Annotated in this window: 24 protein-coding genes; 17 read left to right on the top strand and 7 right to left on the bottom strand. The window is 40.7% G+C overall.

The features are described from left to right. Positions 1-301: 301 nt before the first annotated feature. The 11 genes from HUW48_RS22905 to HUW48_RS22855 all read left to right on the top strand — a co-directional run bounded on the left by HUW48_RS22905 (position 302) and on the right by HUW48_RS22855 (position 14,346). Positions 302-3,073 (top strand): 2-oxoglutarate dehydrogenase E1 component, encoded by a 2,772-nt coding sequence (locus HUW48_RS22905; RefSeq protein ID WP_182413142.1) that lies wholly within the window; start codon positions 302-304, stop codon positions 3,071-3,073. Between the two features lie 156 nt (positions 3,074-3,229). Beyond that, a complete protein-coding gene (odhB, locus tag HUW48_RS22900) occupies positions 3,230-4,948 on the top strand; it encodes a 2-oxoglutarate dehydrogenase complex dihydrolipoyllysine-residue succinyltransferase (protein ID WP_182413141.1) in 1,719 nt (572 codons plus the stop codon). Between the two features lie 35 nt (positions 4,949-4,983). Continuing rightward, entirely contained in the window at positions 4,984-5,349 is a 366-nt protein-coding gene (locus tag HUW48_RS22895) for a four helix bundle protein (protein ID WP_182413140.1), read from the top strand. Positions 5,350-5,386: 37 nt separating this feature from the next. Beyond that, complete coding sequence (lpdA, locus tag HUW48_RS22890) at positions 5,387-6,790, top strand: dihydrolipoyl dehydrogenase (RefSeq protein ID WP_182413139.1); 1,404 nt, start codon at positions 5,387-5,389, stop codon at positions 6,788-6,790. 340 nt (positions 6,791-7,130) lie between these two features. Next, complete coding sequence (locus HUW48_RS22885) at positions 7,131-7,841, top strand: ABC transporter ATP-binding protein (protein WP_182416492.1); 711 nt, start codon at positions 7,131-7,133, stop codon at positions 7,839-7,841. Positions 7,842-7,974: 133 nt separating this feature from the next. After that, a complete protein-coding gene (locus tag HUW48_RS22880) occupies positions 7,975-9,219 on the top strand; it encodes an ABC transporter permease (protein WP_182413138.1) in 1,245 nt (414 codons plus the stop codon). Between the two features lie 66 nt (positions 9,220-9,285). Continuing rightward, entirely contained in the window at positions 9,286-9,651 is a 366-nt protein-coding gene (locus tag HUW48_RS22875; RefSeq protein WP_182413137.1) for a four helix bundle protein, read from the top strand. Between the two features lie 35 nt (positions 9,652-9,686). After that, positions 9,687-10,940 (top strand): ABC transporter permease, encoded by a 1,254-nt coding sequence (locus HUW48_RS22870; RefSeq protein ID WP_182413136.1) that lies wholly within the window; start codon positions 9,687-9,689, stop codon positions 10,938-10,940. A 237-nt stretch (positions 10,941-11,177) separates the two neighbouring features. Beyond that, complete coding sequence (locus tag HUW48_RS22865) at positions 11,178-12,287, top strand: efflux RND transporter periplasmic adaptor subunit (protein ID WP_182413135.1); 1,110 nt, start codon at positions 11,178-11,180, stop codon at positions 12,285-12,287. Between the two features lie 497 nt (positions 12,288-12,784). Beyond that, positions 12,785-13,876 carry a DUF3616 domain-containing protein gene (locus HUW48_RS22860; RefSeq protein ID WP_182413134.1) on the top strand — a complete coding sequence of 364 codons (1,092 nt, stop codon included), beginning with the start codon at positions 12,785-12,787 and terminating at the stop codon, positions 13,874-13,876. Between the two features lie 14 nt (positions 13,877-13,890). After that, the gene (locus HUW48_RS22855) at positions 13,891-14,346 is read left to right on the top strand and encodes a GNAT family N-acetyltransferase (RefSeq protein ID WP_182413133.1); all 456 of its coding nucleotides are present in this window, start codon (positions 13,891-13,893) and stop codon (positions 14,344-14,346) included. Between the two features lie 190 nt (positions 14,347-14,536). Here HUW48_RS22855 and HUW48_RS22850 read toward each other — a convergent pair whose 3' ends face one another. Beyond that, the gene (locus tag HUW48_RS22850) at positions 14,537-15,295 is read right to left on the bottom strand and encodes a class I SAM-dependent methyltransferase (RefSeq protein ID WP_182413132.1); all 759 of its coding nucleotides are present in this window, start codon (positions 15,293-15,295) and stop codon (positions 14,537-14,539) included. 223 nt (positions 15,296-15,518) lie between these two features. On the opposite strand from HUW48_RS22850, the gene HUW48_RS22845 reads away from it, so the two are divergent. The 3 genes from HUW48_RS22845 (at position 15,519) to HUW48_RS22835 (ending at position 17,196) form a co-directional block, all read left to right on the top strand. Then, positions 15,519-15,794: a hypothetical protein gene (locus HUW48_RS22845; protein WP_182413131.1), complete on the top strand. Its 276-nt coding sequence runs from the start codon at positions 15,519-15,521 to the stop codon at positions 15,792-15,794. 233 nt (positions 15,795-16,027) lie between these two features. After that, the gene (locus HUW48_RS22840; protein ID WP_182413130.1) at positions 16,028-16,528 is read left to right on the top strand and encodes a DUF421 domain-containing protein; all 501 of its coding nucleotides are present in this window, start codon (positions 16,028-16,030) and stop codon (positions 16,526-16,528) included. Between the two features lie 146 nt (positions 16,529-16,674). After that, a complete protein-coding gene (locus HUW48_RS22835; RefSeq protein ID WP_182413129.1) occupies positions 16,675-17,196 on the top strand; it encodes a hypothetical protein in 522 nt (173 codons plus the stop codon). 78 nt (positions 17,197-17,274) lie between these two features. Here the strand turns inward: HUW48_RS22835 and HUW48_RS22830 are convergent, their stop codons facing one another. From HUW48_RS22830 to HUW48_RS22820, 3 genes are all read right to left on the bottom strand, one after another. After that, on the bottom strand, positions 17,275-17,463 hold the full coding sequence (locus tag HUW48_RS22830) for a hypothetical protein (RefSeq protein WP_182413128.1): 189 nt from the start codon (positions 17,461-17,463) through the stop codon (positions 17,275-17,277). 278 nt (positions 17,464-17,741) lie between these two features. Then, entirely contained in the window at positions 17,742-19,238 is a 1,497-nt protein-coding gene (locus HUW48_RS22825; protein ID WP_182413127.1) for a hypothetical protein, read from the bottom strand. Positions 19,239-19,343: 105 nt separating this feature from the next. Beyond that, entirely contained in the window at positions 19,344-19,805 is a 462-nt protein-coding gene (locus HUW48_RS22820; RefSeq protein ID WP_182413126.1) for a hypothetical protein, read from the bottom strand. Positions 19,806-20,076: 271 nt separating this feature from the next. Between HUW48_RS22820 and HUW48_RS22815 the strand changes: the two genes are divergently transcribed. Next, complete coding sequence (locus HUW48_RS22815) at positions 20,077-20,481, top strand: thiol-disulfide oxidoreductase DCC family protein (RefSeq protein WP_182413125.1); 405 nt, start codon at positions 20,077-20,079, stop codon at positions 20,479-20,481. Between the two features lie 83 nt (positions 20,482-20,564). Here the strand turns inward: HUW48_RS22815 and HUW48_RS22810 are convergent, their stop codons facing one another. Both HUW48_RS22810 and mnmD read right to left on the bottom strand, forming a co-directional pair. Further along, entirely contained in the window at positions 20,565-20,867 is a 303-nt protein-coding gene (locus HUW48_RS22810; RefSeq protein ID WP_182413124.1) for a hypothetical protein, read from the bottom strand. A 133-nt stretch (positions 20,868-21,000) separates the two neighbouring features. Further along, positions 21,001-21,669, bottom strand: coding sequence for a tRNA (5-methylaminomethyl-2-thiouridine)(34)-methyltransferase MnmD (mnmD, locus tag HUW48_RS22805; RefSeq protein WP_182413123.1), 669 nt, complete (start codon positions 21,667-21,669; stop codon positions 21,001-21,003). 205 nt (positions 21,670-21,874) lie between these two features. On the opposite strand from mnmD, the gene HUW48_RS22800 reads away from it, so the two are divergent. Both HUW48_RS22800 and rlmN read left to right on the top strand, forming a co-directional pair. Further along, entirely contained in the window at positions 21,875-22,303 is a 429-nt protein-coding gene (locus HUW48_RS22800; RefSeq protein ID WP_182413122.1) for an acyl-CoA thioesterase, read from the top strand. 179 nt (positions 22,304-22,482) lie between these two features. Next, positions 22,483-23,550, top strand: a complete 1,068-nt coding sequence (gene rlmN / locus HUW48_RS22795; RefSeq protein ID WP_182413121.1) for a 23S rRNA (adenine(2503)-C(2))-methyltransferase RlmN — start codon at positions 22,483-22,485, stop codon at positions 23,548-23,550. A gap of 332 nt (positions 23,551-23,882) precedes the next feature. On the opposite strand, the gene HUW48_RS22790 is transcribed toward rlmN, so the two are convergent. Next, the gene (locus tag HUW48_RS22790; protein ID WP_246343588.1) at positions 23,883-25,178 is read right to left on the bottom strand and encodes an LVIVD repeat-containing protein; all 1,296 of its coding nucleotides are present in this window, start codon (positions 25,176-25,178) and stop codon (positions 23,883-23,885) included. Positions 25,179-25,263: the final 85 nt, after the last annotated feature.

Here is a 25,263-nt window from a genome sequence, read left to right as displayed (position 1 = left end):
AAAAATTATTCAATGAACAACCTTATGAAATTACCTGAAACCTGTTGTTTGTTAGAAAAAAATCATCAAATTTTACCGCTAAAATATTCATCTTGACTGCTATATTTCGTATAAGCCCGTAGATGTTGCAAATACAATTTTTAAGTATCAAAGTAATTAGTGTCTGCTACATTTAAGAGCAAAACTGCACTAATGCATTTACTTGATTGTTTTACAGATATATTCGTTTATGCGAATACGAATTTTTTGAATTTAAGTAAAGTATTTACATTTGAAAACCGTTTAATAATAACCAGTATTCATGAGTAGTTTCTCGTATATTGCTAATGCAGACGCATCGTACATTGATGAGTTGTATAAAGCCTATCAACAAGACCCAGAATCAGTAGATTTTGGCTGGCGTAAGTTTTTTGAGGGGTACGATTTCTCCGTTAAATATACGTCAGAAAATGGACATAACGCTCCATCTGCTAATGGTTCCAGCAAAACCGCTCCTGCACCGGCAGCTTCCACTTCCGACATTGACCGGGAGTTAAAAGTACGTAACCTGATTCAGGCTTACCGGAGCCGGGCGCACCTGCTTTCTAAAACAAACCCGGTTCGTCCGCGCAAAGACCGGAAAGCTTTATTGGATTTAAAAGATTTTGGTTTATCCGAAGCCGATCTGGATATTGTTTTTCAGGCCGGAGAAGCTATTGGTATTGGCGCTTCTTCGCTGCGCGACATTATTACAGCACTGAATAAGATTTATACCGAAACTATCGGATTTGAATACATGTACATCCGCGACCCGGAAGTACTGGATTGGTTCCGGGATAAGATTGAGAAAGAATTTTTAAATTTTGATCCACCTCTGGAGCACAAAAAGCGGATTCTGAAAAAGTTAAACGAAGCTGTTGTTTTCGAAAACTTTTTGCACACTAAATTTTTAGGTCAGAAACGTTTTTCTCTGGAAGGCGGCGAAACTACCATTCCGGCTTTGGATGCCATTATTGATAAAGCCTCTGAACTGGGCGTAGAAGAAGTAATGATTGGGATGGCCCACCGCGGCCGTTTAAACGTGCTGGCTAACACCCTGGGAAAAACTTACGAGCAAATATTTAGTGAGTTTGAAGGTACTGCCGTACCGGATTTAACCATGGGCGATGGCGATGTAAAATACCACATGGGTTATTCCAGCGAGGTAACTACGGTGTCGGGCAAAAAAGTAAATTTAAAACTGGCGCCTAACCCCTCGCACTTAGAGGCAGTTAACCCAGTGGTAGAAGGTTTTGTACGGGCTAAAATTGACAGCATGTACAAAAACGATTACGATAAAATCCTGCCTATTTTAATTCACGGGGATGCAGCTCTGGCTGGTCAAGGCATTGTGTACGAAGTAACTCAAATGTCGCAACTGGAAGGTTATAAAACCGGAGGTACTATTCACTTTGTAATTAATAATCAGGTTGGTTTTACTACCGATTTTGAAGATGCCCGTTCCTCTATTTACTCAACAGACGTAGCTAAAATTATTGATGCCCCGGTATTACACGTAAACGGCGACGATCCGGAAGCTGTAGTTTACGCCGTACAGGTTGCTACCGAATACCGCCAGCGTTTCCACGCGGATATTTTTGTGGATATGGTTTGTTACCGCCGTCATGGGCACAACGAAAGCGACGAGCCTAAGTTCACGCAGCCGCAATTATATAACCTGATTTCCAAGCACCCGAATCCGCGGGAAATTTATAATAAAGTATTAATTAACCGGGGCGAAGTAAACGCGCAACTAGCCGAAAACATGGACAAAGAGTTCCGTGATTTACTGCAAGACCGTTTGAATTTAGTAAAACAAAAACCATTACCTTACAATTACCAGGTACTGGAAAAAGAATGGCAGGTATTACGCCGCTCAACTCCCGAAGATTTTGACAAATCGCCGGATACCAGTATTAGCCAGGAAGTAGTAGAAAAAGTAGGTAAAGCACTTTCTACTATTCCGGAAGGTTTTAAACCTTTAAAGCAGATTGAAAAATTGCTAAAAGAACGGCAGGACATGTTCTTTAACACCAAAACCCTGAACTGGGCTGCGGCTGAATTACTGGCTTACGGATCGCTATTGCTGGAAAATAAGATTGTACGATTAGGCGGACAAGATGTACAGCGCGGTACTTTCTCGCACCGGCACGCTGTATTGCACGATGCTGAAACCAATTCAGGTTATAACAGCTTAAATTACATCGACGAAAACCAGGAGAAAATGCGAATTTACAACTCCTTGCTTTCGGAATACGGGGCATTAGGCTTTGAATTTGGTTATGCCATGGCCAACCCTAACGCTTTAGCAATCTGGGAAGCACAATTCGGTGATTTTGCCAACGGCGCCCAGGTAATGATCGACCAATTTATTACGCCTTCCGAGTCTAAATGGCAACGGATGAACGGTGTGGTAATGTTATTGCCGCACGGTTACGAAGGCCAAGGTCCGGAACACTCCAATGCCCGCCCGGAAAGATTTTTACAGCTAGCTGCCGAATACAATATTTTTGTAACCAACATTACTTTACCGGCTAACTTCTTCCACGTGCTGCGTCGCCAATTAGCGTTGCCATTCCGGAAGCCGTTAATTAACATGGCCCCAAAATCCATGCTGCGTCATCCGTTAGCCGTGTCGCCGGTATCTGAATTTACATCTGGTTCTTTTAAAGAAGTAATTGGCGATACGTATGCCGAAGCGAGCGAGGTAACCAAAGTAATTATGTGTTCCGGTAAATTCTATTACGATTTATTTGATGAGCAGCAAAAAAACAATCGAAAAGATGTAGCTGTTATTCGCCTGGAGCAATTGCATCCGTTCCCGCACTTGCAACTGGAAGCCGAATTAAGTAAATACAATAATCCGAAGGTATACTGGGCACAGGAAGAACCATCTAACATGGGTTACTGGGCGTATATTTTACGGGCTTTACGCTTCAAAAATATTTTGCAGGATGTTATTGCCCGTAAAGCTAGTTCATCGCCAGCTACTGGTTATCTTAAAATCCATAACAAAGAACAACGCGAGCTTATCGAAAAAGCATTCGCGATTTAGTAGTATTTAGTTAAGAGTTATAAGTTAAAAGTTAAGAGTTGGAAAGAGGTAAAAAGTAAGTAGGTTTAAATTTTTAAATTTATCTTATAAACCTTATTTCTAATTGTATACTTTTAACTCATAACTCTTAACTTTTAACTCATAACTCAAAGATATATGTCATTGGAAGTAAAAGTGCCCGTGGTGGGCGAGTCGATAACCGAAGTAACTATTGCCAAATGGCTAAAAAAAGACGGCGACCAAGTAGCAATGGACGAAGTTATTTGTGAACTGGAGTCGGATAAAGCCACCTTTGAGCTACCAGCTGAAGGAGCCGGTATATTGCGCATTATAGTAGCCGAAGGCGAAACCATTCCGATTGGTACGGTACTATGTAGCATCGAGGAGGGCGGTAGCAGCAACGGTACGGGTACTACCACCGGTGGGGCCAGCGCCGAAAGTAAAGGCAGTGGCTCTGGTTACGGCGGTGCAGTAGCAGAACCACAACCCGCCGAAGCCAAAACCATTACGGATCCGCAGAGTACACCTGCCGCCGAAAAAGCTCCGGTAGCCGACAGCTCATACAATCCAGTGTCAACTAATAATAACCCGCAGGTAGGCAATGCCGCAGCTACAGCCGCTGGCGGTTCCAAAGAAATTAAAATTCCTACCGTAGGCGAATCTATTACTGAAGTAACTATTTCTAAATGGCTTAAAAAAGATGGTGAAGTAGTTGCTCTCGACGAAGTTATTTGCGAATTGGAATCCGACAAAGCTACTTTTGAATTACCCGCCGAAGTTGCCGGTACTTTACACATTGTAGCCCCGGAAGGTGAAACTGTACCGGTTGGTTCCGTTATTTGTACCATCGAAAGTACTACAGGTGCTGTTTCCGGTGCTCCAGCTGCTCCGGCCAGCGCACCTGCATCCCAGTCCGCGCAAGCCGCTGCGGCCTCTAACGGGGGAGCTCAAACCTATGCTAGTGGCACTCCTTCGCCGGCTGCTGGTAAAATATTAGCTGAAAAAGGTATTAATGCAACGGATGTGGTTGGCTCTGGCCGGGATGGCCGCATTACGAAAGAAGATGCCGTAGGTGCGCAGGCTAAACCTGCTGCGGCGCCACAAGCACAGCCTGTTGCTCCTGCTTCAAAGCCAGCAACTTCGCAACCAGCTTCTGCGCCGGCCACTTCGGGTAACCGTAATCAGCGTCGTGAACGGATGTCGAGCTTACGGAAAACGGTAGCCCGTCGGTTAGTAGCGGTTAAAAACGAAACGGCCATGCTGACTACTTTTAACGAAGTAGATATGAAGCCGATTATGGACATCCGGGCAAAGTACAAAGACAAGTTCAAAGAAAAATTTGAAGTGAACCTGGGCTTTATGTCGTTCTTCGTGAAAGCTTGTACGGTAGCCTTACAAGAATGGCCAGCTGTAAACGCCCAACTCGAAGAAAATGAAATTGTTTTCAACGATTTCTGTGATATATCTATAGCCGTTTCTGCTCCTAAAGGTTTGGTAGTGCCGGTTATCCGTAATGCCGAAAGCTTATCGTTGGATGGCGTAGAAAAAGAAGTTGTTCGTTTAGCTAAGAAAGCGCGCGAAAATAAAATTTCGATTGAGGAAATGACTGGTGGAACCTTTACCATTACCAACGGGGGCGTATTTGGCTCCATGATGTCTACGCCTATCATTAACGCACCGCAATCGGCCATCTTAGGTATGCACAACATTGTTAATCGCCCAATTGCGATCAATGACCAGGTAGTTATTCGCCCGATGATGTACGTAGCGTTATCGTACGATCACCGCATCATCGACGGCCGTGAATCAGTTAGCTTCTTAGTTCGCGTGAAAGAGCTGCTCGAAGACCCAATGCGTTTATTGTTGGGCGTGTAATAAAATTATGAATTAGAAATTAGAAATTAGAAATTGTGGCAGAAGGCAAGAAGGAGAATGTAATTTGTGATAAGAGTTATGCCTTCGCCCTTCGGATTATCAAGCTTTATAAATATTTAACCCAGGAGCAAAAAGAGTTTGTTTTGGCTAAGCAATTGCTTAGAAGCGGAACTTCTATTGGAGCCAATGTGGAAGAAGCAATCGCTGCAAGTTCTAAAGCTGATTTCGTTCATAAATTAAATATTGCGGCAAAAGAAGCCAGAGAAACATTTTACTGGTTACGGCTGCTCAATGACAGTCAATATCTTTCTGAAAAAGCGTTTGAATCCATTCATGAAGATGGGCTAGAAATCAGACGAATTATTAATAGCATTCTAATCTCGATGAAGGCGAATGCTTAATTTCTAATTTCTAATTCATAATTTCTAATTATATAAAATGAAATACGATGTTGTAGTGATTGGTTCTGGCCCGGGCGGCTATGTGGCGGCCATCCGGTGTGCCCAGGTTGGCCTGAAAACCGCCATCATTGAAAAATATAATGTACTGGGTGGTACTTGCTTAAACGTAGGTTGTATTCCCTCTAAAGCCTTGCTCGATTCTTCGGAGCATTACCACAACGCGGCGCATACCTTTAAAACGCACGGCATTGAATTGGATAACCTACAGGTTAATCTGGAGCAAATGATCAACCGCAAAGGAGAAGTAGTAAAATCAAACAACGATGGTATTACTTATCTGATGAAAAAAAACAAGATCGATACGTATTTTGGTCTGGGTTCATTTGTAGATAAAAACCGGATTAAGATTACCGCGCAAGATGGTACGGCTCAGGAAATTGAAACCACCAATACTATTATAGCCACGGGTTCTAAACCAACAGTGTTGCCTTTTATTCCAGTGGATAAGCAACGGATTATTACCTCCACGGAAGCATTGGAACTGAAAGAAGTACCCAAGCACATGGTTATTATCGGCGGCGGCGTAATTGGTCTGGAATTAGGTTCGGTTTATGCCCGGTTGGGCGCTAAAATCACAGTTGTCGAGTTTCTGGATAGCATTATTCCGACCATGGATAAAGCATTAGGCAAAGAACTACAGCGTATTTTAAAGAAAACCTTAGGCTTTGAATTTTACTTTCAGCACAAAGTAACGGGCGCTACCAACACCGGCGAAGGCGTAACAGTAACTGCCCAAAATCCGAAAGGTGAAACTGTAACTTTTGAAGGGGATTACTGTCTGGTATCTATTGGCCGCAAACCTTATACTGAAGGTCTAGGTTTAGAAAATGCTGGTGTGCAGATGGGCGAGCGCGGCATGATTGCTGTGGATGATCATTTACGCACCAATGTACCAGGTATTTACGCCATCGGCGACGTTATTCGGGGGGCGATGCTGGCCCATAAAGCCGAAGAAGAAGGTGTTTTAGTGGCTGAACAGCTTGTAGGGCAAAAGCCGCACATTAATTATAACCTGATTCCCGGCGTCGTGTATACCTGGCCGGAAGTAGCTGGAGTAGGTTTCACCGAAGAACAATTAAAAGAACAAGGCCGCGCTTATAAATCAGGTTCTTTTCCGTTTAAAGCGTCTGGTCGGGCCAAAGCATCTATGGACACCGATGGTTTCGTGAAAGTACTGGCGGATAAAGAAACCGACGAAATTTTGGGCGTCCACATGATTGGTCCCCGGATTGCGGATTTAATTGCCGAAGCCGTAGTAGCGATGGAATTCCGGGCCTCGGCTGAAGATATAGCTCGTATGAGCCACGCGCACCCAACGTACACCGAAGCCATGAAAGAAGCTTGCTTGGCAGCCACAGAAAACCGGCCAATCCACATTTAAGTGAAAAATGGATAAAGTTTTAACTTGAATTTAAATAAAGTATTTTCCGGTATTCTTTGATACATAAAGAAAATTAAAAAGCCATCTGTTTTAAAAAGCAGATGGCTTTTTTATGATACAAACCCCAACAAGCCTAATGCAGATTTAGAAAAAATAATTTTCGAACCAGACAACTTTTCGCTGGTGAAATGCATCTGCTATCATAAATACCATTGGTACCAGGTATAAGGTATAATTTTTTATCTTTTGTTACTCCATATACTATTTTACCAGTAAATTATCGTTTTCAATTTCAAAGACTTAGTTTAGAGTAAATCCTACGTCCCTTACTCCAATGTCCATCATTAAACTGCAGAATATCCATAAATACTATGCTGTTGGGCATAACAAATTGCATGTACTAAAGGGTATTGACACCACCTTAGAAGAAGGAGAACTGGTATCTATTATGGGATCATCGGGGTCCGGCAAATCTACTTTGCTTAATATTTTAGGTATTCTGGATGATTATGATGCTGGCGATTATTACCTGGCTGGTACCCATATTCGAAATCTATCCCAAACCAAAGCTGCTTATTACCGCAATAAATTTCTGGGTTTTGTTTTTCAATCGTTTAACCTGCTTTCTTTTAAGAACGCGATGGAAAACGTAGCCCTACCGCTTTATTACCAAAAAGTAAGTCGCCGGGAACGAAATAAACTTGCTTTAGAATATTTAGACCGGGTGGGATTACTCGACCGGGCTGACCATTCGCCGAATGAATTATCAGGCGGGCAGCGCCAACGGGTGGCTATTGCCCGGGCCTTAATTAGCAAACCTAAATTAATATTAGCCGACGAACCTACCGGTGCCCTGGATACGCAAACGTCTTACGAGGTAATGGAGCTTTTTAAAGAAGTAAACCGCGAAGGCATGACGGTTATTATTGTAACTCACGAAAACGATATTGCTGCCCAAACTGACCGCGTTATTCGCCTGAAAGATGGTTTAATTGTAAGTGACCCGGTTCATTTAACAGGTACCAATTACCCATTACCCATTACCAGTTAGCATTTACCAATTTTAGTAAAATTATACTACTCTACAGAACTAGATACTAAAGAACCATTCAAATGCTTAACTATTCAGCAAATAATTACCTAACCACTATGGATTATGGTCTGTAGACTATCGACTAATAACCATGTTCGACCTTGATAAATGGCAGGAAATTCGGGGTACGCTGCGCAAAAATAAACTGCGCTCGTTCTTAACGGCGTTTGGCGTGTTCTGGGGAATTTTTATGCTGGTTTTGTTGCTGGGTATGGGCAAAGGTTTACAGAATGGTATTTATAACCGGTTTGGCGAAGGAGCTAAAAATAGCATCTTTTTCTTTACTGGCCGTACCTCAGTAGCCCACCAGGGGCTGGCACCCGGCCGTGAAATAAAATTTACCAACGATGATCTTACTGCTATTATGCGGGAGATAGGTAATATCAAAATTATTGCACCACGCAACCGGCTTTTCGGGGAGTTTACTATTAACTATAAAAAGCAAAACGGTTCGTACCAGGTTTTCGGTGCTACGGATGATTTTCTGCTGCTCAACGGCGAACGACTGAATAAAGGCCGATTGTTAAACGCCTTGGATGCAAAAGAAAAACGCAAAGTAGTAATACTCGGCGAAGCGGCTAAAAAAGTGCTTTTCGGTGACCAGAATGCTATTGGCGAGTACGTAAATATCCAGGGTATTTATTTTAAAGTAGTAGGTGTTTTTAATATTAAAGGTAACAATGGTGCCCGCCGCGAAGAGCGGGCGTACATTCCGTTTTCTACCCTCCAGGTCACGTTTAACCAGCCTAACCAAGTGCAAATGATGGCGATGGTGGGGCAAGACGGAATACCGGCCAAGCAAATTGAAGATAAAGTAAAAAAAGCGCTGGCGCAACGGCACAAATTCTCCGCCGACGATTCTATGGCTTTGTACGTGAATAACAACGAGACCGAGCTGAACCAAATCAACAGTTTATTCCGCGGAATTGAAATTTTTGTCTGGATTGTAGGTATTGGTACCCTCATCGCCGGCATTGTGGGCGTGAGCAACATTATGCTGATAATCGTGAAAGAACGGACTCGGGAAATTGGGATACGTAAGGCTTTAGGAGCAACACCTTTTTCAGTAGTAAGCCTTATTCTGCAGGAATCTATTGTTATTACTGCTTTTTCGGGTTATTTAGGTTTACTCGCCGGCGCCGGGCTTCTGGACATTATCCGGTATTTACTCGAATCTAATGGAGTAGACTTACCATTCTTCGCACATCCCGAAGTAGATCTGGGGGTAGCCATATCGGCTACTATTCTGCTGGTGTTAGCCGGTGCTTTGGCTGGGTTAATTCCTGCCCTAAAAGCCGCCCACATCAAACCCATCGAAGCCCTTCGGGCCGATTAGTTACATTTACCATTTACCATTTATCAATTACCAAGTGTTAGAAGTTAACTTAAAAGATAATAAAACATGATAGGTGGGAAACAGAATGTACTTTTTGATAAAGCATATGCATTTGCCATTAGAATAGTAAACGCTTATCAATACTTGAATAAAGAAAAAAAGGAAAATATATTATCTAAACAGCTTTTAAGGAGTGGGACTTCTATTGGCGCAAATATAGCAGAGGCAAACGGAGCTATATCTGATGCTGATTTTTCAGCTAAGCTATCTATTGCTTATAAAGAATGTTTGGAAACCAAATACTGGTTAAACTTACTTAAGGACACTTCCTTTTTAGATGAGAAATTATTTATAAGTATCTACCAAGATGCGGAAGAATTAAGTAAAATGCTTTTTGCCACTCTCAAGAAAATGCGCATTGATAAAAACTAAATGTACAACAATAACTGGTAAATGGTACTTGGTAAATGGTAATTGATATAGACAAATGGGCGGAGATTTATGCTACCGTGCGCAAACATAAGCTGCGTACGGGTTTAACGGCTTTTGGCGTGTTCTGGGGAATATTTATGCTGATTGTGTTGCTGGGTGCGGGTAAAGGTTTGGAGAATGGGGTGATCAAAGATTTTAATATTGCCAAAAATACAGTTTTCGTCTGGACGCAACGGACTGCGGTGCCTTATAAAGGTTTAAAAGCTGGCCGGTTTATTCAACTTACAAACGACGATATTGCTGCCGTAATGGCCGAAGTACCGGAGGTAGCGGTAATTGCGCCGAGTAACGATCTGGATGGTACGTTCACGGTAAACCGCTTAAGCAAAAGCTCCTCTTTTACGGTACGTGGCGACAACCCTGATTTCCGGGAAGTAAAACCGATGCACATTTTAAAAGGCCGCTTTTTAAACAACATCGACATGCAGGAAAAGCGCAAAATTGCAGTGGTAGGAGAACGGGTGATAGAAGTACTTTTTCAGAAAGACGAAGACCCGATTGGCCAGTATATTCGCGTTAAAGGTATTTATTTTCAAATAGTAGGTATTTTCCGGGGAGTAGGTAAAGGCGAAGAGTTAACCCAGGATGCCCAAACGATTTTTCTGCCGCTAACTACCTTGCAGCAAACCTATAATAAAGTAAATAAAGTGGGCTATTTTGCCATGACACCCAAACCGGGCGTACCCGCTGCCTTGGTAGAAGATAAAGTAAAACAAATGCTCATGAAACGGCATTCCGTGGCTCCTGATGATTTAAAGGCTTTTGGGTCTGCCAATATCGAAAAAGAGTTTCAAGAAATACAAGGGTTATTTACCGGTATAGCCACCTTTAGCTGGATTGTGAGCATCGGCACTATTATCGCCGGTATTATTGGGGTGGGTAACATTATGCTGATTGTGGTAAAAGAACGCACCAAGGAAATTGGCATTCGTAAATCATTGGGAGCTACGCCCTGGTCCATCATCAGTTTAATTATTCAGGAATCTATTGTTATAACCGGAGTAGCGGGTTGGTTAGGACTGATTGCCGGTACGGGTATTATTGCCTTAATTGATTACCTGATGACGCGCCTGAACGTGGATGCCGGTTATTTTTCTAACCCCGAGGTAAACGTGCCCATTGCCCTTACGGCAGTGTTGCTCTTGGTTTTTTCCGGAGCGTTGGCCGGCTTAATACCCGCTGCCAAAGCCGCCCGGGTAAATCCGGTAGAAGCCCTACGCGATGAATAGTTTTAGTCCATGGTCTATGGTCCATAGTCCACAGATTTTTTGATTGAAAGGTTGGAAAGTTGACAGGTTAAAAAGCAGGTTGGTAAATGGAACTTGGTAAATGTAAAAAAGCTCCCCACCTTAAATAAGGAGGGTTGGGGTGGTTGATGTAAAATAGATATTTACTAAACCATAAATCAAAAAAATAATTCTAATATCTAACGTCCAATATCTAGCATCTAACATCTAGTTTTAAATATGAAAAAAGTAATTTTGGTTTTGGTGGGGATACTATTTCTGGGGCTTTCGGGTTGGCTGGGTTATTATTTTTACAAAAAAGCTAACACCGGTCCGGTAGTTTATAAAACCGAAAAGCCATTTTACACCAACATCATTAAAAAAACCGTAGCTACCGGTTCTATCGTGCCACGCAAAGAAGTGCAGGTAAAATCGCAGGTTTCAGGCATTGTGGAACAGTTGTACGTAGAGGCGGGGCAAATAGTAAAAAGTGGACAATTATTGGCTAAAATTAAAATTGTGCCCAACGTAGCCAACGTAAATAATGCGCAGTCGGGTTTACAGAGTGCCCGCATTAACTACGCCGAAGCCCAGCGTGAACTGGCCCGCCAGCAACAATTATTTAATCAGAAAGTAATTGCCGAGCAAGAGTTTAACCGCTTTCGCCTGGATGCCAGCCTGAAAAAAGAAGCCCTTACCTCCGCCGAAAACAATTTACAAATTGCCTTAAAAGGTGCCTCCCAACGCACCGGAGGTGGTTCTACTTTGGTGTATTCTACCATTGATGGCATGCTGCTCGATGTGCCGGTAAAAGTAGGAACGTCGGTAATTGAGCGGAATAACTTTAACGAGGGCACCACTATTGCTACGGTGGCCGATATGAAAGACCTTATTTTTGAGGGTAAAATTGATGAGTCGGAAGTAGGTAAAGTACGCGAAGGCATGAACCTGAACTTAACCATTGGCGCGATTGAAGATCGTACCTTTAAAGCTAAACTGGAGTACATTGCACCTAAAGGTGTTACCGAAGAAGGAGCGATAAAATTTCAGGTGCGGGCCAAAGTATTACTTGATCCGAAAGATTTTATTCGGGCAGGTTACAGCGCCAATGCCGATATTGTACTCGACCAAAAAGAAAATGTACTGGCCTTAAAAGAAAGTTTACTGCAGTTCGGTAAAGGCAAAGACAGTACGTACGTGGAGGTAGAAACCGGGCCTCAGCAGTTTAAAAAACAACTAATTAAAACCGGAATCTCCGATGGTATAAACATTGAAGTAGTTTCGGGTATCTCGAAGGATAATAAAATTAAAGTAAAAGAGCCGGAAGTTCCCGAAAAAAAGAGTAGCTAAGTTAATTTCAATTTTAAAAACTGACTAGTATAGCAATGATAGGAACGTATTTTAGTAACTAAACCAAAGTTAGTTTGCCTGATAGAGAAAGCTCCTGTCTTTGGGAGCTTTATTTGTTATTAGTCCCCAGCTTGCTTTATGGTAAATTAAAATAAGTAACTGGATAAAATTAGTTTAATATACTGGATGTTGAGGTTAACAAAATATTGCATTTATATTCTGTTATTTATACCCACAAAAGTCTAATATCTAATATCTTGATACTTGTGTCTCTTTACTTAGAAAGGCTGAGTATTGCTTTAAATTTAGTAAATACACAATTAGTAACTGCCTGTAATATAACGGTAGAAGAATTATAGCTGTAATATTTTAACTTTAGCCGCAATCTGCGGGTAAAAACAGAAATGTTAGGTTTGGCAAATAAAATGAGGTAAAAACCGTTTGATTAAAATTACTATTTGCAGTGTAGCTGGGCTAACAATCCGGTATTAAAGACTATGAAAAAGAGTACCGTAACTTTAGAATTTAATCCAGACTTAAGTTTAAACGCCGATGGCAAACACGTACGCGAAGGTTTATCTACCATTTTACGGACCGGCGATTATCTGTGGGTGAGTTGCGATGAGCGTTGTTCCCTGGAACGCTTGAAAAAGATAAACGAAGATACCTTTGGCGAACACCATTCCTTCGATTTAAGTCAGTTCCTGAAACTACCGGCTGGTACCGATAACGAGATAGATATTGAAGGTATCGCCTTAGAAGAGCATTACTTATGGCTGGTAGGTTCGCATAGTTTAGCCCGGCGGAAACCCAAAAAGAGCCAGGAACCTACCGACCAGATGAAGCGCTTAGCTAAACTAAAAGTTGATCCTAACCGCTATCTGCTCGCCCGCATTCCTTTAATCCGTAACAAAGAAACTGGTGAGATTAGTTTAGTTAATCACTCTACGCATCCGTACGAACATAAATTTATGCTATCGGCAGCCCAGTTAATTGGTAACCAAGCCGGTACTAACCAATTAATGGAAGCACTCGCCGATGATATTCACGTGCAGGATTTTTTAAAAATTCCGGGTAAAGATAATGGTTTTGATATTGAAGGTTTGGCCGTACATGGCGAACGCATTTTTATTGGTTTGCGCGGACCAGTATTGCGGGGTTGGGCAATGATTCTGGAAGTTGCGGTGCAGGATACCCATGAAGGTTATTTTGAGTTAAAACCTATTGGCTCGAAAGGTGAATTGTATATAAAACATTTTTTACACCTGGAAGGCATGGGTATTCGGGAGTTAGATATTTCCGGGGAAGATATTTTAATTTTAGCGGGTCCTTCCATGGACCTGGACGGTACCATTGCTCTTTACAGATGGCCTCAGGCTTTACTAAAATCTGGACAGAGCATTACCCATCGTAAAGAACTGGAACGTTTATTTGAGGTGCCCCACGGCAGCGGCGATACAACCGGCCAGAACAAAGCCGAAGGGATTACCGTTTACGATCCGCATCATGCTATTGTTGTTTTTGATAGCCCTGCCGAAGAACGGAAAGTAAATGAAAATGCAGTTCTCGCTGATTTGTATGCATTTTAAATTGACTGGAATTTATGCTTCAAATTGATTCTTATACTCCTGCCGATGCGGGCAGTTTCCGGGAGTTAAACCACGAATGGATTACTAAATATTTTACCCTGGAAGATATTGATAATCAAATTTTAGATAATCCGGACAGTTATATTCTTGCTAAGGGTGGCGAAATCTTAATGGCTCGTTACGAGGGCCAAACAGTAGGAACTTGCGCCTTATTAAAAATAAATGACACCGAATACGAACTTGGTAAAATGGCGGTTACCGCAACAATGCAAGGTAAAAAAATAGGTCAGCAACTGGTAGCTGCGGCCATAATTAAAGCCCGGGAAATGGGAGCTAAAAAATTGATTTTATTAAGTCACCGCTCGTTAGTTCCTGCCTTGCACATTTACCAGAAAATGGGTTTCCGGCTGGTACCTGCTACTGCTAGCGAATACAAACGCGCCGATATTCAGATGGAACTTAGTTTATAAGGGTTTAAGTACGTAGTAAGTTTTAAGTAGTACGTTATAGGTTTCAAATTATTAATCCACAAGCTCTTCCATTAAATAAACCGCAGTCTAATTTTATTCTGATAATTAGAGCCTTTAACGAAACCGGATTAAATTACAATTTATAGCTATTTACCGTTTATCAGAAACTTATTAATCTAACAATCAACAACTACCTACTTACTCTTTGAAACAAGATAATACCATTGTGGTAGGTAATATGGCCGTTGCGGTAGGTTTTTATATCCAGTAAGACCTGGTATTTATTGGGGCTGCTTTGCATAAAATCGTAGGTAGCCTGCCGGGGTTCCGGCCAATTGGTATCATCTACTAAAATAATGCAGTTTTCTGAAAAATAAGGTTCGGCTACTTGTAATCCTTTTAGTTGATCGTCGTATTTGTGGTCGCCGTCGTAAATGTAAAAGCCAATTTTTGAGGTATGGAGCCGATTAAAATACTCCAGGTAATCCATATCAAAAAAATTGTGATTGGTAGTTTTAAGGGTATTAAACCTTTTGAGAAAGGCTTCGCGCGGTCCACCGAACTGCGAAAAATTATCTACCCCAATACAGGTTTTAGTAGGATTATGCGCTACCCCCGACAAAAAAGTAAAACCATTCCACACTCCCACATTCACAAATGCTTCGCCGGATTTCATTTCGGCTACTCCCCGGTTAATCATAGCGCCAACGGCAAAAGTAGACATGCGGGGTATTTTACAAACCGTTTTCAGCCTTTCTTTCATTTCGGCGTGCTTTTCAGGTAGTACCGTGTTAAGTACATCCAGCGAAAGGCCAAGCTTAGGTAAAGTACGCTTTAAGGTACCCGTACCAATGGGTTGTTTGGTGTTGGGTTTAATAAAACGGAACGAAATATTTTTTACAAAATCGGCGTACGTCATGGTAAAATAACATGTAAAATAAGCCGGCAATTTAGTAATTGTTTTTTAATGCGGCACCAACTTAATTAATTCCCACTCAAAGGGTAGTATGGCTGGTAGTAACAGTAAATAGCTTACCTGCAGAAATAAAATTAACTTTTAGTGTAACAAAAAAGGCAGTTTTCCGATAAAATTATTCCGGCTACTTCTCGTAGTACTAATAAACAGAAAGGAGAAGCCGTTGTATTTTACACGTAACTTAAATCTTACAGCTATGGAAAATAATGCAAATAATTTGAATCAGCCAGCAGATAATGCAGATGTCAATAACATTTTAGGGAATGCTACTTCTTACTTAAAAAATATTGATTTTAACAAAGTGCCAGATCAGTTAAAACAATTTGGTACTATGGCAGCCAGTAAAGTAAAAGGTATGAGCACTACCCAGAAAGTAGTTGGCGGCGCACTGTTAGTATTAGGGGCGGCTTATCTTTCTAAACGTTCTGGTATGAACTTCCGGAACGTAGCGCATATGTCCCGTACTTACTAAAATAGTAATTATAGCAAAAGCCTGGTATTACAAGTACCAGGCTTTTTTATTTTTGGGGCTAGCCTAAACTTATTTTAGTAAAAATCGCTCTTCTTTACGGGCCGGGGGGTACTTGTTGGTTCCTGATTTCGCCGTTGTATTGTACTTGTTTATCTCTGCGCATGCACTTGCATTTCTATAACTTTACTAAGGGCGTTTCGTTCATAACATCTGGACAAAATTGTAGGAGATAAATGGAAGAAACCTTTCGGCATATAATTGGCCCGGATTCTAATGCCATAAACTGGTGGCAAATGAGTATCCGGGGAATTATAATATTTTGCTTAGCTATTGCCTTGGTGCGGGTCGGCGACCGTCGTGTTTTTAGCAAAAATGCCGCTTTTGATATTGTTCTGGGAATTATTCTGGGCTCCATACTTAGCCGTACGATTACCGGAAATTCCCCTTTTATACCTACTCTTATTACCACCATTGTGCTGGTAGCCTTGCATTGGCTCTTTGCCTGGATTGCAAAACATAACCATACGTTTGGTAAGCTTATAAAAGGGGAAAAACTGGCCATGATTAAGGAGGGGCGGTTACAGGAAGATAATATGAAGAAAGCTAATATTACCATTCATGATTTACACGAAATACTGCGCCTGGATGGCAAATTAACCAAGATTGAGGAAGTGCAGGAAGCTTATTTAGAGCGGAGTGGAAATATTAGTATTATTCCGCGTAAGAAAAGTTGAATTTTCTTGTACACCGAAGGCTTAGCAGACAAAACCGATATAAATTTAATTTTTACTATTCCGTTTAGCTGTTCTACAATACTATTTTTAATAATTGTATGATGTATATTTTACTCCGTATCGCTTACTTATAACCAGAAAAAACTATGAAAACTAAGTTAAAAAAACAAAAGAAAAAGTATAAAGACCGTGGACAGAATAGCATTTGGCAGGCTTTAGGGAGTGGCCTGGCCGGAGCCGTTGCGGTAACCTTAATTCATGAAACTGCCCGACGCTTTATACCGGATGCACCCCGGATGGATGTACTGGGTATGCGCGCCATTGCTAAAGGCATGTACAAACTGGATGAACAGCCACCCGAAGCAAACGAATTATTTAATTGGTCTATTATAGGTGATTTGGTTTCGAACACTTTATACTATTCAATAGGAGCGAACGGTCAGCAACCTTGGGTAAAAGGTACTTTGCTAGGTTCTTTGGCAGGTATTGGGGGAGTAGTATTACCCGGGCCAATGGGTTTAGGAGAAGAACCGAGCGGCCGCACCCCGCAAACAAAAGCAATGACCATTGCCTGGTACCTGCTAGGCGGACTTGTTACTGCTGCTACGGCTCAGGCAATTAGCCAAACAAACAGAAATCACCGGATGCCGGAAGATTGGGCAATGTAAAATATAGTAAAAAAGGAAGCACCTGAATTCAAATTCAGGTGCTTCCTTGTAGTTCAATTTTATCTGTTTTTATTTAAGTTACTTGTTTTGGCTGGCTCCTCTGCCAGAACCACTTTTCTTACCTCCATGGTCTTGCTTGTTTACAGTAGTCCAAGCGCGTTTTTCTGCTTCCTCTTCGCTAAGGCCTTGTTTTTCGTAGCTTTCTTCAATGTGTTCGGCCTGCCGCTTCTGTTTATCGGTGTAGGCTGATTTATCTCCTCTTGGCATAGTTTTATTTTTATAAGGTTTATTGTACTTATAATTATACTACTATATACGCAGGTAGTTAAAAACAGACTAAATCTGAATTTGGGATAACAGGCCAAATCAAATCAAACTTATTCATTTGCAAGAATGAGTTTGATTAGCGGTAATTTATTAACCTGTAAGAAAATAGATAGAATTGGTGAGCTTACTTGCTTTTTTGAAGTAAGCGGAGCAGGCCGATACTTTTTAAATTAAGAACTTTAACTAGTTTATTTTATAATAAAACTCAAATTTACTAATTACAAACTGCAGGTACATAGCACCTCTCGTTTGGGTTTTACCGGTTGGTAGTTGGGTAAGGTGCGTTCTTTCATGTAAATAACCTGTAACTCGCTAACTTTGTCTTCCGGGCGATGGGCTTCGTTCCAGATACGAAGACGGTAATGACAAAAATAAGGGCGCATAAAAGCATTATTTACGAATAAATAATTCTCGCCGTATTTGCGCCAGCGGTCGTTTTTGAATAAAGCTACTACCGATTCTGGTTTTCTTTCGGTTACAGGTTGGCCATTCCGGTTTAGGTCAATATGTTTATGAGTAGCAGTTACTCCTTCTAAAATATACCAGCCATCATCTTTAAAAACTTCCGGGGCAAACATTCCCCAATGCTGATCAACCCGCAATAGCATTCCGGGCCAGCGAACACTTACCGGCATAGGGTGATTGATTTGCGGTACATTCGAGAAATTCCACCAGATTACATAAAGCAAAACCGATATTACAAATCCTTCTTTTACAATTATTAATATGGCTTTTCGGGCGGCGGGTAGCTGCCAGTTAAAACGTAACTGAATTGGGTTTTTAATGTTAAAGGAAAAACGCCGTAAACGGTAACCCAAATTTTGAATATGAGGTAACAATTTGGCATCGAACCAATTAAGAGCGGGTGCAGGTAATAAACCTATAAAAGAAACTAAATTTATCAGGTAAAACAATCCTACGAAAAGGGTTACACTAATACCTAAATGAAAACCGGTTAGTACGCCTACCACTAAAAGCCGGAAAAAAGAAGTATAAAAAGGTATTAATAAAACAAATGGTAAATACAACTCAATGTAATACGTGCTGAGCGTTAAAAAATGGAGTAAGCCGGAGTAAGGATAAATTAATTTGCCTCCGGGCATTAATACTTGATCTAAACTAAGGGCGTAGTACAAGGCTGTACCGGTTGTGTGCCATTCGGGGGAATTTTTAAGTAAGGCCGTACAAACGTAAACCAGCATAATCTGCACTATAAATGCTGCCGACGCAGCACTAAAATGTAAATTTTCCGGATGAAGGTTGTTTGCTCTTTTAGCATCCTGGCTATAAAACCGGCCCCAAGGCAAAAATATAGCCCAGAACAAAATCATGCGCAACAAATCGTCGCCGGCTTGCCCAATAAGTAAATTTCGGTTTTGCAGGGATAAAAGAAGAAACCACGATACAATAGTTGCCAACCGGGTGCGATACCCAATTAATAATAAAAAACCAAATAAGGCGGCTATTAAAAAAAGCACCGCTTGTACTTGCCATAAACCACTAATAGCATGAAGCGAGATAAAATAAGGATCCCAGTTATACTGGAAAAGTACATGCAGCGGCAAAACGCCCATATTGGCATAATGCGCTTCCAGATCAGTGGCCCGTATTCCTAAATCGAGTAATATAACAAACCCAATACCAATGCGCATTAAGGCAAGGGCCCGAACATCTACCGTAAAAACTTTTTTTAAATAAAGTAAAAGATAGTGCATGCTAAAGTAACCTGATTTACTTTTATCTCCGAGGCAGAAATGAAAAAAGGCAAAAACCATAATGGTTCATGCCTTTTAATGCTTTCGCAAATGTATTTCTAAATATTAATTGCCGGTTGTTGAACCACCAGCAGTGGTGCCGCCAGCAGTAGTACCGCCGGTTGTTGTACCAGCTGTTGTTCCACCAGCAGTAGTTCCGCTGGTTGTACCGGAAGTAGTACCAGCTGTTGTTCCACCGTCAGTTGTTCCTGAAGTGGTTCCGCTAGTTGTACCGGTTGTAGTGCCACTAGTGGTACCAGAAGTAGTAGTGCCATCAGTAGTACCGCTGGTAGTTGTTCCTGAAGTGGTTCCGCTGGTTGTACCGCCAGCAGTTGTTCCAGTAGTACTGCCATCGGTAGTACCGCTAGTTGTGCCACTAGTTGTACCAGAGGTAGTTCCGGTGGCATCATCGGTAGTAGAAGTACCAGTACCGCTAGTACCAGTATCTGTATTGGTGCTTGAGCAAGAAGTAAAAGTGGTTGTTGCTACAAAAGCTGCTGCTAGAATACTTAAATAAGTCTTTTTCATAGTTTTACTTTAACTAATGTTATAATTTTTAGTATTAAATATAATTTTATTAGTTGCCTGCTATACGTTTGGTATTCTTTTAAGGTTAACAATTCATAAAAAAAAATTGTACTTAGGCTAACTAAACCATTAATACGGCTTTTATATAAAAGGTAACCCGTGTTGAAGCTAAGATACGAGCGGAAAGAAAATTTTGTTAAACTTAATCAGTACTAACCTGTTAACCAGTTACAATCTATCTGTGTAAACTTAAATTACTTAAAAAAAGAATATGCCCGAAGCTGCTCCTGCCATAATTTTGTTCGATGGTGTTTGTAATTTGTGCAATGGATTTGTGCAGTTTGTGATTCGGCACGATCCTAAAAGTTATTTCCGGTTCGCCGCGTTACAATCAGAAGTTGGTCGTGAAATTTTGCAACAGGTTCATTTTCCTGATTATGCAATGGATACCGTTGTACTAGTCGAAAATAATAAATTTTATACCCGATCTACGGCTGCCTTACGGATTCTGCGCCACTTAAGTGGGGGCTGGTCGTTTGCGTATATTGCTATTATTTTACCTGCTTTTATCCGCGACCTTGTATACGTAGGGTTAGCTAAAAACCGGTACCGGTGGTTTGGTAAACAAGAAAGTTGCTGGCTGCCTACCCCCGAATTAAAACTCAGGTTTTTATAAGTAAGAATCCTTTCTTGTTTAGCGCACTCCAAAATTTAGATACATTTCAAAAGATACCCTTAATATTATAAAGCAGCACTAGATTACTTTTCAGAGCTTTTAGCCTCTAGTTTATCTTCTTCTGTTTTATCTTCGTGGGGGGCAGGTTCTTCTGAATTAGCTTTTTCTTTTATGGCACTTTCTTTTCCGTTAGTAATTTTTAATACAGCCGGAGCCAGAATACTAAATAAGTTTTCGCCTTTTTTCTCCAACGATTTAATAATTTTTTTTGTGCTTTTGCGGGCTAAATCAGCAACTGCATCGGCTATTATATTGGTAAAGTTATTTTTACTTTTTTTCTTCTTATTTCTTTTTCCCGATTTCTTTTTGTTTTTATTCTTAGCCATTAGCGTACGTTTTTAGTAAAATATTAGCCGGCCAGGCAAATGGTGTTTTTTCCTTTTAGCGTATCAAACGGATAGCACTCTTACAAGTTCTCAGAATATGTAGAGCAAGAAACTGGGTTCGCGAACCATCCTTTTATTTAAAAGCCCGGGTCATTTCCCGTTTTCCGGCGGGCCCAGGTAACGCTTCTATGATAAATCCGGCGGCTTTTAAGCTGCGTTTAAAACTACCCTTGGCGCAATAACTTACTAAACAACCATTTGGTTGTAAGGCAGTATACAGCTTTTCGAAAATAGCATCTGTCCAAAGTTCGGGTTGCTTTTCGGGAGCAAAAGCATCGAAATAAATAACACTATAATAATCAGGCGGCAAAAGGTAAGTGCGCAGATCGGTTTCTGATTTTAAAAGGGTAAACGCGGGAGTAATAGTTACCGGTTCGTTCCAGGGAGTAGTGTGTAAAGTTGGCAAAAAATGTAGTAACTGCTTATTAAAGATAAATTGCTCAAAATGCATTTGGTCTATTAGAGTTGGTAATAAAGGATATTTTTCCAGGGTATGGTAAAAAACCTTTTGCGCATTTAGTAACGTTTGTTCTAAAGTAAGTAGCGCATTTAAGCCCGTACCAAAACCTATTTCCAGAACCGTAGCTTCTAATTGGTTGTGCCACACATATTCTAATCCAGCCCGGATAAACACGTGCATCGACTCCTGTAAAGCACCATTTATAGAATGATAATGCTCATCTAGTTCCGGTACGTATAAAGTAACAGACCCATCTTTGGTTGGCCTAATTTCGGTTTTCATGAAGTTAGTTGGAGGTTATAGGTTGCAAGTTACAGGTTGAAATATAATATTGAAAAATCCGATAGTTGATTGGTCTTTCACAATTAAAAAATATTCAGGTACAATAAATAAAGTAAGTGTCATAAGCTTTATTGTTATAGCTGTACAACTTGGAGCTTGTAATAGATAACCTGTAACTTGCAAGTTGCAACTTGCAACTGACTTCATGGCTAGAATTAAAATTGATTTACCCACTACATATTCTTTTCGTACCGAAATAAAAGTTCGAATCTCGGACATTAACTACGGCGGACATTTAGGGAACGATACTTTATTAAGTATTCTGCACGACGCCCGCTTGCAATACCTGCAATCATTGGGTTATTCAGAGTTAGAGTTGGGCGGTGGTGCTTTAATTATGGCCGATGTAGCCATAGAATACAAAGGCGAAGGATTTTTAGGAGATATACTTACCGTACAAATAGCGCCCACCGACTTTAGTAAATATGGCTTTGATTTAGTATACCACGTAACCAACCAAAATAATAAACCAGTTGCTTATGCCAAAACCGGTATGCTATGCTTTAATTATACCACCCGAAAAGTAATGTCGGTTCCGGCGGATGTACGCGCTAAAATGGAAGTAATGCAATAAACACTAAGGTTGTTATAGAATAAGCTTTAGATAAACCGAAAACAAATTTTTACCTGCAACTATTGAGTTCCGGGTTTTGTTTGGCCTATATGTCTGGTAAAAGCATTTGAGTAGCAGCTGTTAAAGGGTAGCTATAAGTTATTAATTAAAAGCCAGATATATTTTATTATTTTTGTAGCATGATAACAACGAGTAAAAAGAACGATATCCGGAAACTTTCGCTGGACGAACTTAAGACTTGGTTTACCGAAAACGGGGAAAAGCCATTCCGGGCCAAACAAGTGTACGAATGGCTTTGGAAGCATGCGGCCCGCTCGTTTACTGAGATGAATAATATCTCGTTGCCTTTACGCGAAAAATTAGCTGCTCATTTTGCCATTAATACCGTGCAGGTAGCCAAGCACCAGCGCAGTACCGATGGTACCATAAAATCGGCTTTCCAATTATTTGATGGCAATATTGTAGAAGGGGTTTTAATACCACACGATGAGCGTAAAACCGCTTGTGTGTCGAGCCAGGTAGGTTGTTCGTTAACCTGTAAATTTTGTGCTACCGGTTACATGGAGCGCAAACGGAATCTGGATGCGGCTGAAATTTACGATCAGGTAATATTAATCAATCAGCAAAGCCTGAATGCGTACGGTATACCTCTTACGAATATTGTGTTTATGGGAATGGGTGAGCCTTTGCTCAACTACGCCAACGTAATGAACGCTATTGAACGCATTACTTCTTCGGCGGATGGTTTAAATATGGCTGCCCGCCGGATAACAGTAAGTACCGCAGGTATTGCTAAAATGATCAAAAAAATGGCTGATGATGGTATTAAAGCTAATTTAGCCTTGTCCTTACACGCAGCTAACGATACAAAGCGCAACGAGATAATGCCCATAAACGAAACTAATTCGCTGGCGGCATTAACGGAAGCCTTACAATATTACCACCAAATTACCGGTCGTAAAGTTACCTACGAGTATATTGTATTTGAGAACTTTAACGACACCTTGCAGGACGCTGAAGAACTGTATCGTTTTACTAAAGTAATTCCGTGTAAAGTGAATATTATCGAATATAATCCGATTGCAGCCGCCTTATTTAAAAATACCGACGACGATCACTTGTCTAAGTTTGTGTATTATCTGGCCGATAGAGGCGTACAAGTAAATGTGCGACGGAGCCGGGGTAAAGATATTGATGCGGCTTGCGGACAGTTAGCCACTAAAGAAGAACAAGCAGTTCAAGCTTAATTTAAAAGGAAACGCCTGGTAAACTTACCAGGCGCTTTCATTTGAACAGTGAACAAGTAAAGCAAAATCTTTATAAATTCAGGATTTAGTTTTTAAACTATTCTTATCTAATTTACTTACAGTTGTAAATTATTCTTCCTTTCGGTATTAAGACAAAGGTATAAAATTTATTCAATTAAAAATTAAATTTAGTAAATAATTTGTAATTAGCAGATTAATTTATTGTTAAATATATATTTTTTATTAGTAAAATTTTAAAGTGCTATTTGTCTATTTATGTCTTCTATTTGCCTGAAAAGCCAGATAATAAAAACTTTATCAGCCCGAAATAATTATTTTTTTGCCACTGGAATTTTACTTAAAAACTTTAAATTTTTTGGGTTAGAATAGTCGTACTGCCGAAAACCGTCTTCGCCGATTACTAGTAAATTTTTACCTAAAGGAATTACATCAAAGGCATGCAGGTTTTGCAAGTGAGTTAATTGATTATTCTGAATGTAACCAGGATTGGTGGCATCAAAAACTTTCAGGCCGTAGTTCCCTTCACAAATAAAAAGTAAGTTCTTATCAATACCCAGTCCGTGCGGGTTTTGCATTGGGTACGTTTTATAAATTTGAGGCGTGGTAATGTTGCTAATGTCTACTACATCTAACTGGTTCGTATTACTGCTGCCACACCAGGAATTTGAATTCGTGCGTAAAGTAACATAAGCATAGTTTCCTTCCACTACTACCGGATCGCAGGCCCGTAAATGGGAATAGCTGCTTAAGTAGGTAGGAGCGGCAGGGTTTGCCAAGCTATAAATAAGCATGCCGGCGTTTGAACCAATAAATAATTTGTTCTGGTACGGGAAAATAGTTTCAATGCCGCCACCTAAAACAACCGATGTTTCCTGCTGCGGATTGTTGGAATCAGTTAAATTAAAAACGTCCATTTTACTGGAGCCAACGGTATAGAGGTAATTGCCATTAATAGTAAACCGAGCCATGGAACCTCCTTTTCCCGTGGAACCGCCATAATTCGATTTTCCATTACTGTTGTATGTTGGTGTAGCAAATAACATATCGCCTTCAACCCAACCATTTCTATTCGGTAATACATCGTCGCACTTCCGCTTTTCTGTCACTAGTTTTTCTTTATAACTAATTACTAAACCTTTATTGGGATCGGTTGGCATTACTGCTCCGGACGTGGAAAGAGTTGCTGTAGATTCGAAAACGTTTTCTAAATGTTTTTTGAATTTTACTGTAGTTGGATTACTAAAATCAAGCACTAGTAAATCAGAAGCGGCATCAGCATATAATATTTGGTTTCTAACAGCCATATCTACATTGCCCGGTATAGAAATAAAGCTAATGTTTTGTGGTTTTGTGGGGTTACTGTTATCAATTACGTGGATGCCTTCGTTTGCCTCGTTCACTAAAATATAAGAACCGATCGTGTAAATTTTACCTGTATTTCGGAGAGGCTTAGCCGGCTGGGAGCCTATAGAAGCTAAAAGCTCAGCTCGCGATAAATAAACCGGCTCATAAACTTTGTAGGTATACGTGCCTTCACACTCATTGGTACAACTGGTTAACAGCCCAATGGCCAGAATAAACAAGCTAAAAACGCTTGAGTAGTTCAATAGCAGTGGGAATGAGGTACGTTTAAGCATAATCTATGGATATAAACCAGTTAATTTCAGTAAAGGCACCTTAACACTAGCTATA

This window comes from Adhaeribacter radiodurans, assembly GCF_014075995.1.
In the GTDB taxonomy this organism is placed as follows: Bacteria; Bacteroidota; Bacteroidia; order Cytophagales; family Hymenobacteraceae; genus Adhaeribacter; species Adhaeribacter radiodurans.
The sequence above is the reverse complement of the archived record's forward strand: the minus strand, read 5'-3'. Positions and strand labels throughout refer to the sequence as shown.

Coding starts and splice junctions, on each gene's coding strand:
- HUW48_RS22905 (WP_182413142.1), top strand. CDS start 302: ATGAGTAGTTTCTCGTATATTGCTAATGCAGACGCATCGTACATTGAT.
- odhB (WP_182413141.1), top strand. CDS start 3,230: ATGTCATTGGAAGTAAAAGTGCCCGTGGTGGGCGAGTCGATAACCGAA.
- lpdA (WP_182413139.1), top strand. CDS start 5,387: ATGAAATACGATGTTGTAGTGATTGGTTCTGGCCCGGGCGGCTATGTG.
- HUW48_RS22880 (WP_182413138.1), top strand. CDS start 7,975: ATGTTCGACCTTGATAAATGGCAGGAAATTCGGGGTACGCTGCGCAAA.
- HUW48_RS22875 (WP_182413137.1), top strand. CDS start 9,286: ATGATAGGTGGGAAACAGAATGTACTTTTTGATAAAGCATATGCATTT.
- HUW48_RS22870 (WP_182413136.1), top strand. CDS start 9,687: ATGGTAATTGATATAGACAAATGGGCGGAGATTTATGCTACCGTGCGC.
- HUW48_RS22865 (WP_182413135.1), top strand. CDS start 11,178: ATGAAAAAAGTAATTTTGGTTTTGGTGGGGATACTATTTCTGGGGCTT.
- HUW48_RS22860 (WP_182413134.1), top strand. CDS start 12,785: ATGAAAAAGAGTACCGTAACTTTAGAATTTAATCCAGACTTAAGTTTA.
- HUW48_RS22855 (WP_182413133.1), top strand. CDS start 13,891: ATGCTTCAAATTGATTCTTATACTCCTGCCGATGCGGGCAGTTTCCGG.
- HUW48_RS22845 (WP_182413131.1), top strand. CDS start 15,519: ATGGAAAATAATGCAAATAATTTGAATCAGCCAGCAGATAATGCAGAT.
- HUW48_RS22840 (WP_182413130.1), top strand. CDS start 16,028: ATGGAAGAAACCTTTCGGCATATAATTGGCCCGGATTCTAATGCCATA.
- HUW48_RS22835 (WP_182413129.1), top strand. CDS start 16,675: ATGAAAACTAAGTTAAAAAAACAAAAGAAAAAGTATAAAGACCGTGGA.
- HUW48_RS22830 (WP_182413128.1), bottom strand. CDS start 17,463: ATGCCAAGAGGAGATAAATCAGCCTACACCGATAAACAGAAGCGGCAG.
- HUW48_RS22825 (WP_182413127.1), bottom strand. CDS start 19,238: ATGCACTATCTTTTACTTTATTTAAAAAAAGTTTTTACGGTAGATGTT.
- HUW48_RS22820 (WP_182413126.1), bottom strand. CDS start 19,805: ATGAAAAAGACTTATTTAAGTATTCTAGCAGCAGCTTTTGTAGCAACA.
- HUW48_RS22815 (WP_182413125.1), top strand. CDS start 20,077: ATGCCCGAAGCTGCTCCTGCCATAATTTTGTTCGATGGTGTTTGTAAT.
- HUW48_RS22810 (WP_182413124.1), bottom strand. CDS start 20,867: ATGGCTAAGAATAAAAACAAAAAGAAATCGGGAAAAAGAAATAAGAAG.
- mnmD (WP_182413123.1), bottom strand. CDS start 21,669: ATGAAAACCGAAATTAGGCCAACCAAAGATGGGTCTGTTACTTTATAC.
- HUW48_RS22800 (WP_182413122.1), top strand. CDS start 21,875: ATGGCTAGAATTAAAATTGATTTACCCACTACATATTCTTTTCGTACC.
- rlmN (WP_182413121.1), top strand. CDS start 22,483: ATGATAACAACGAGTAAAAAGAACGATATCCGGAAACTTTCGCTGGAC.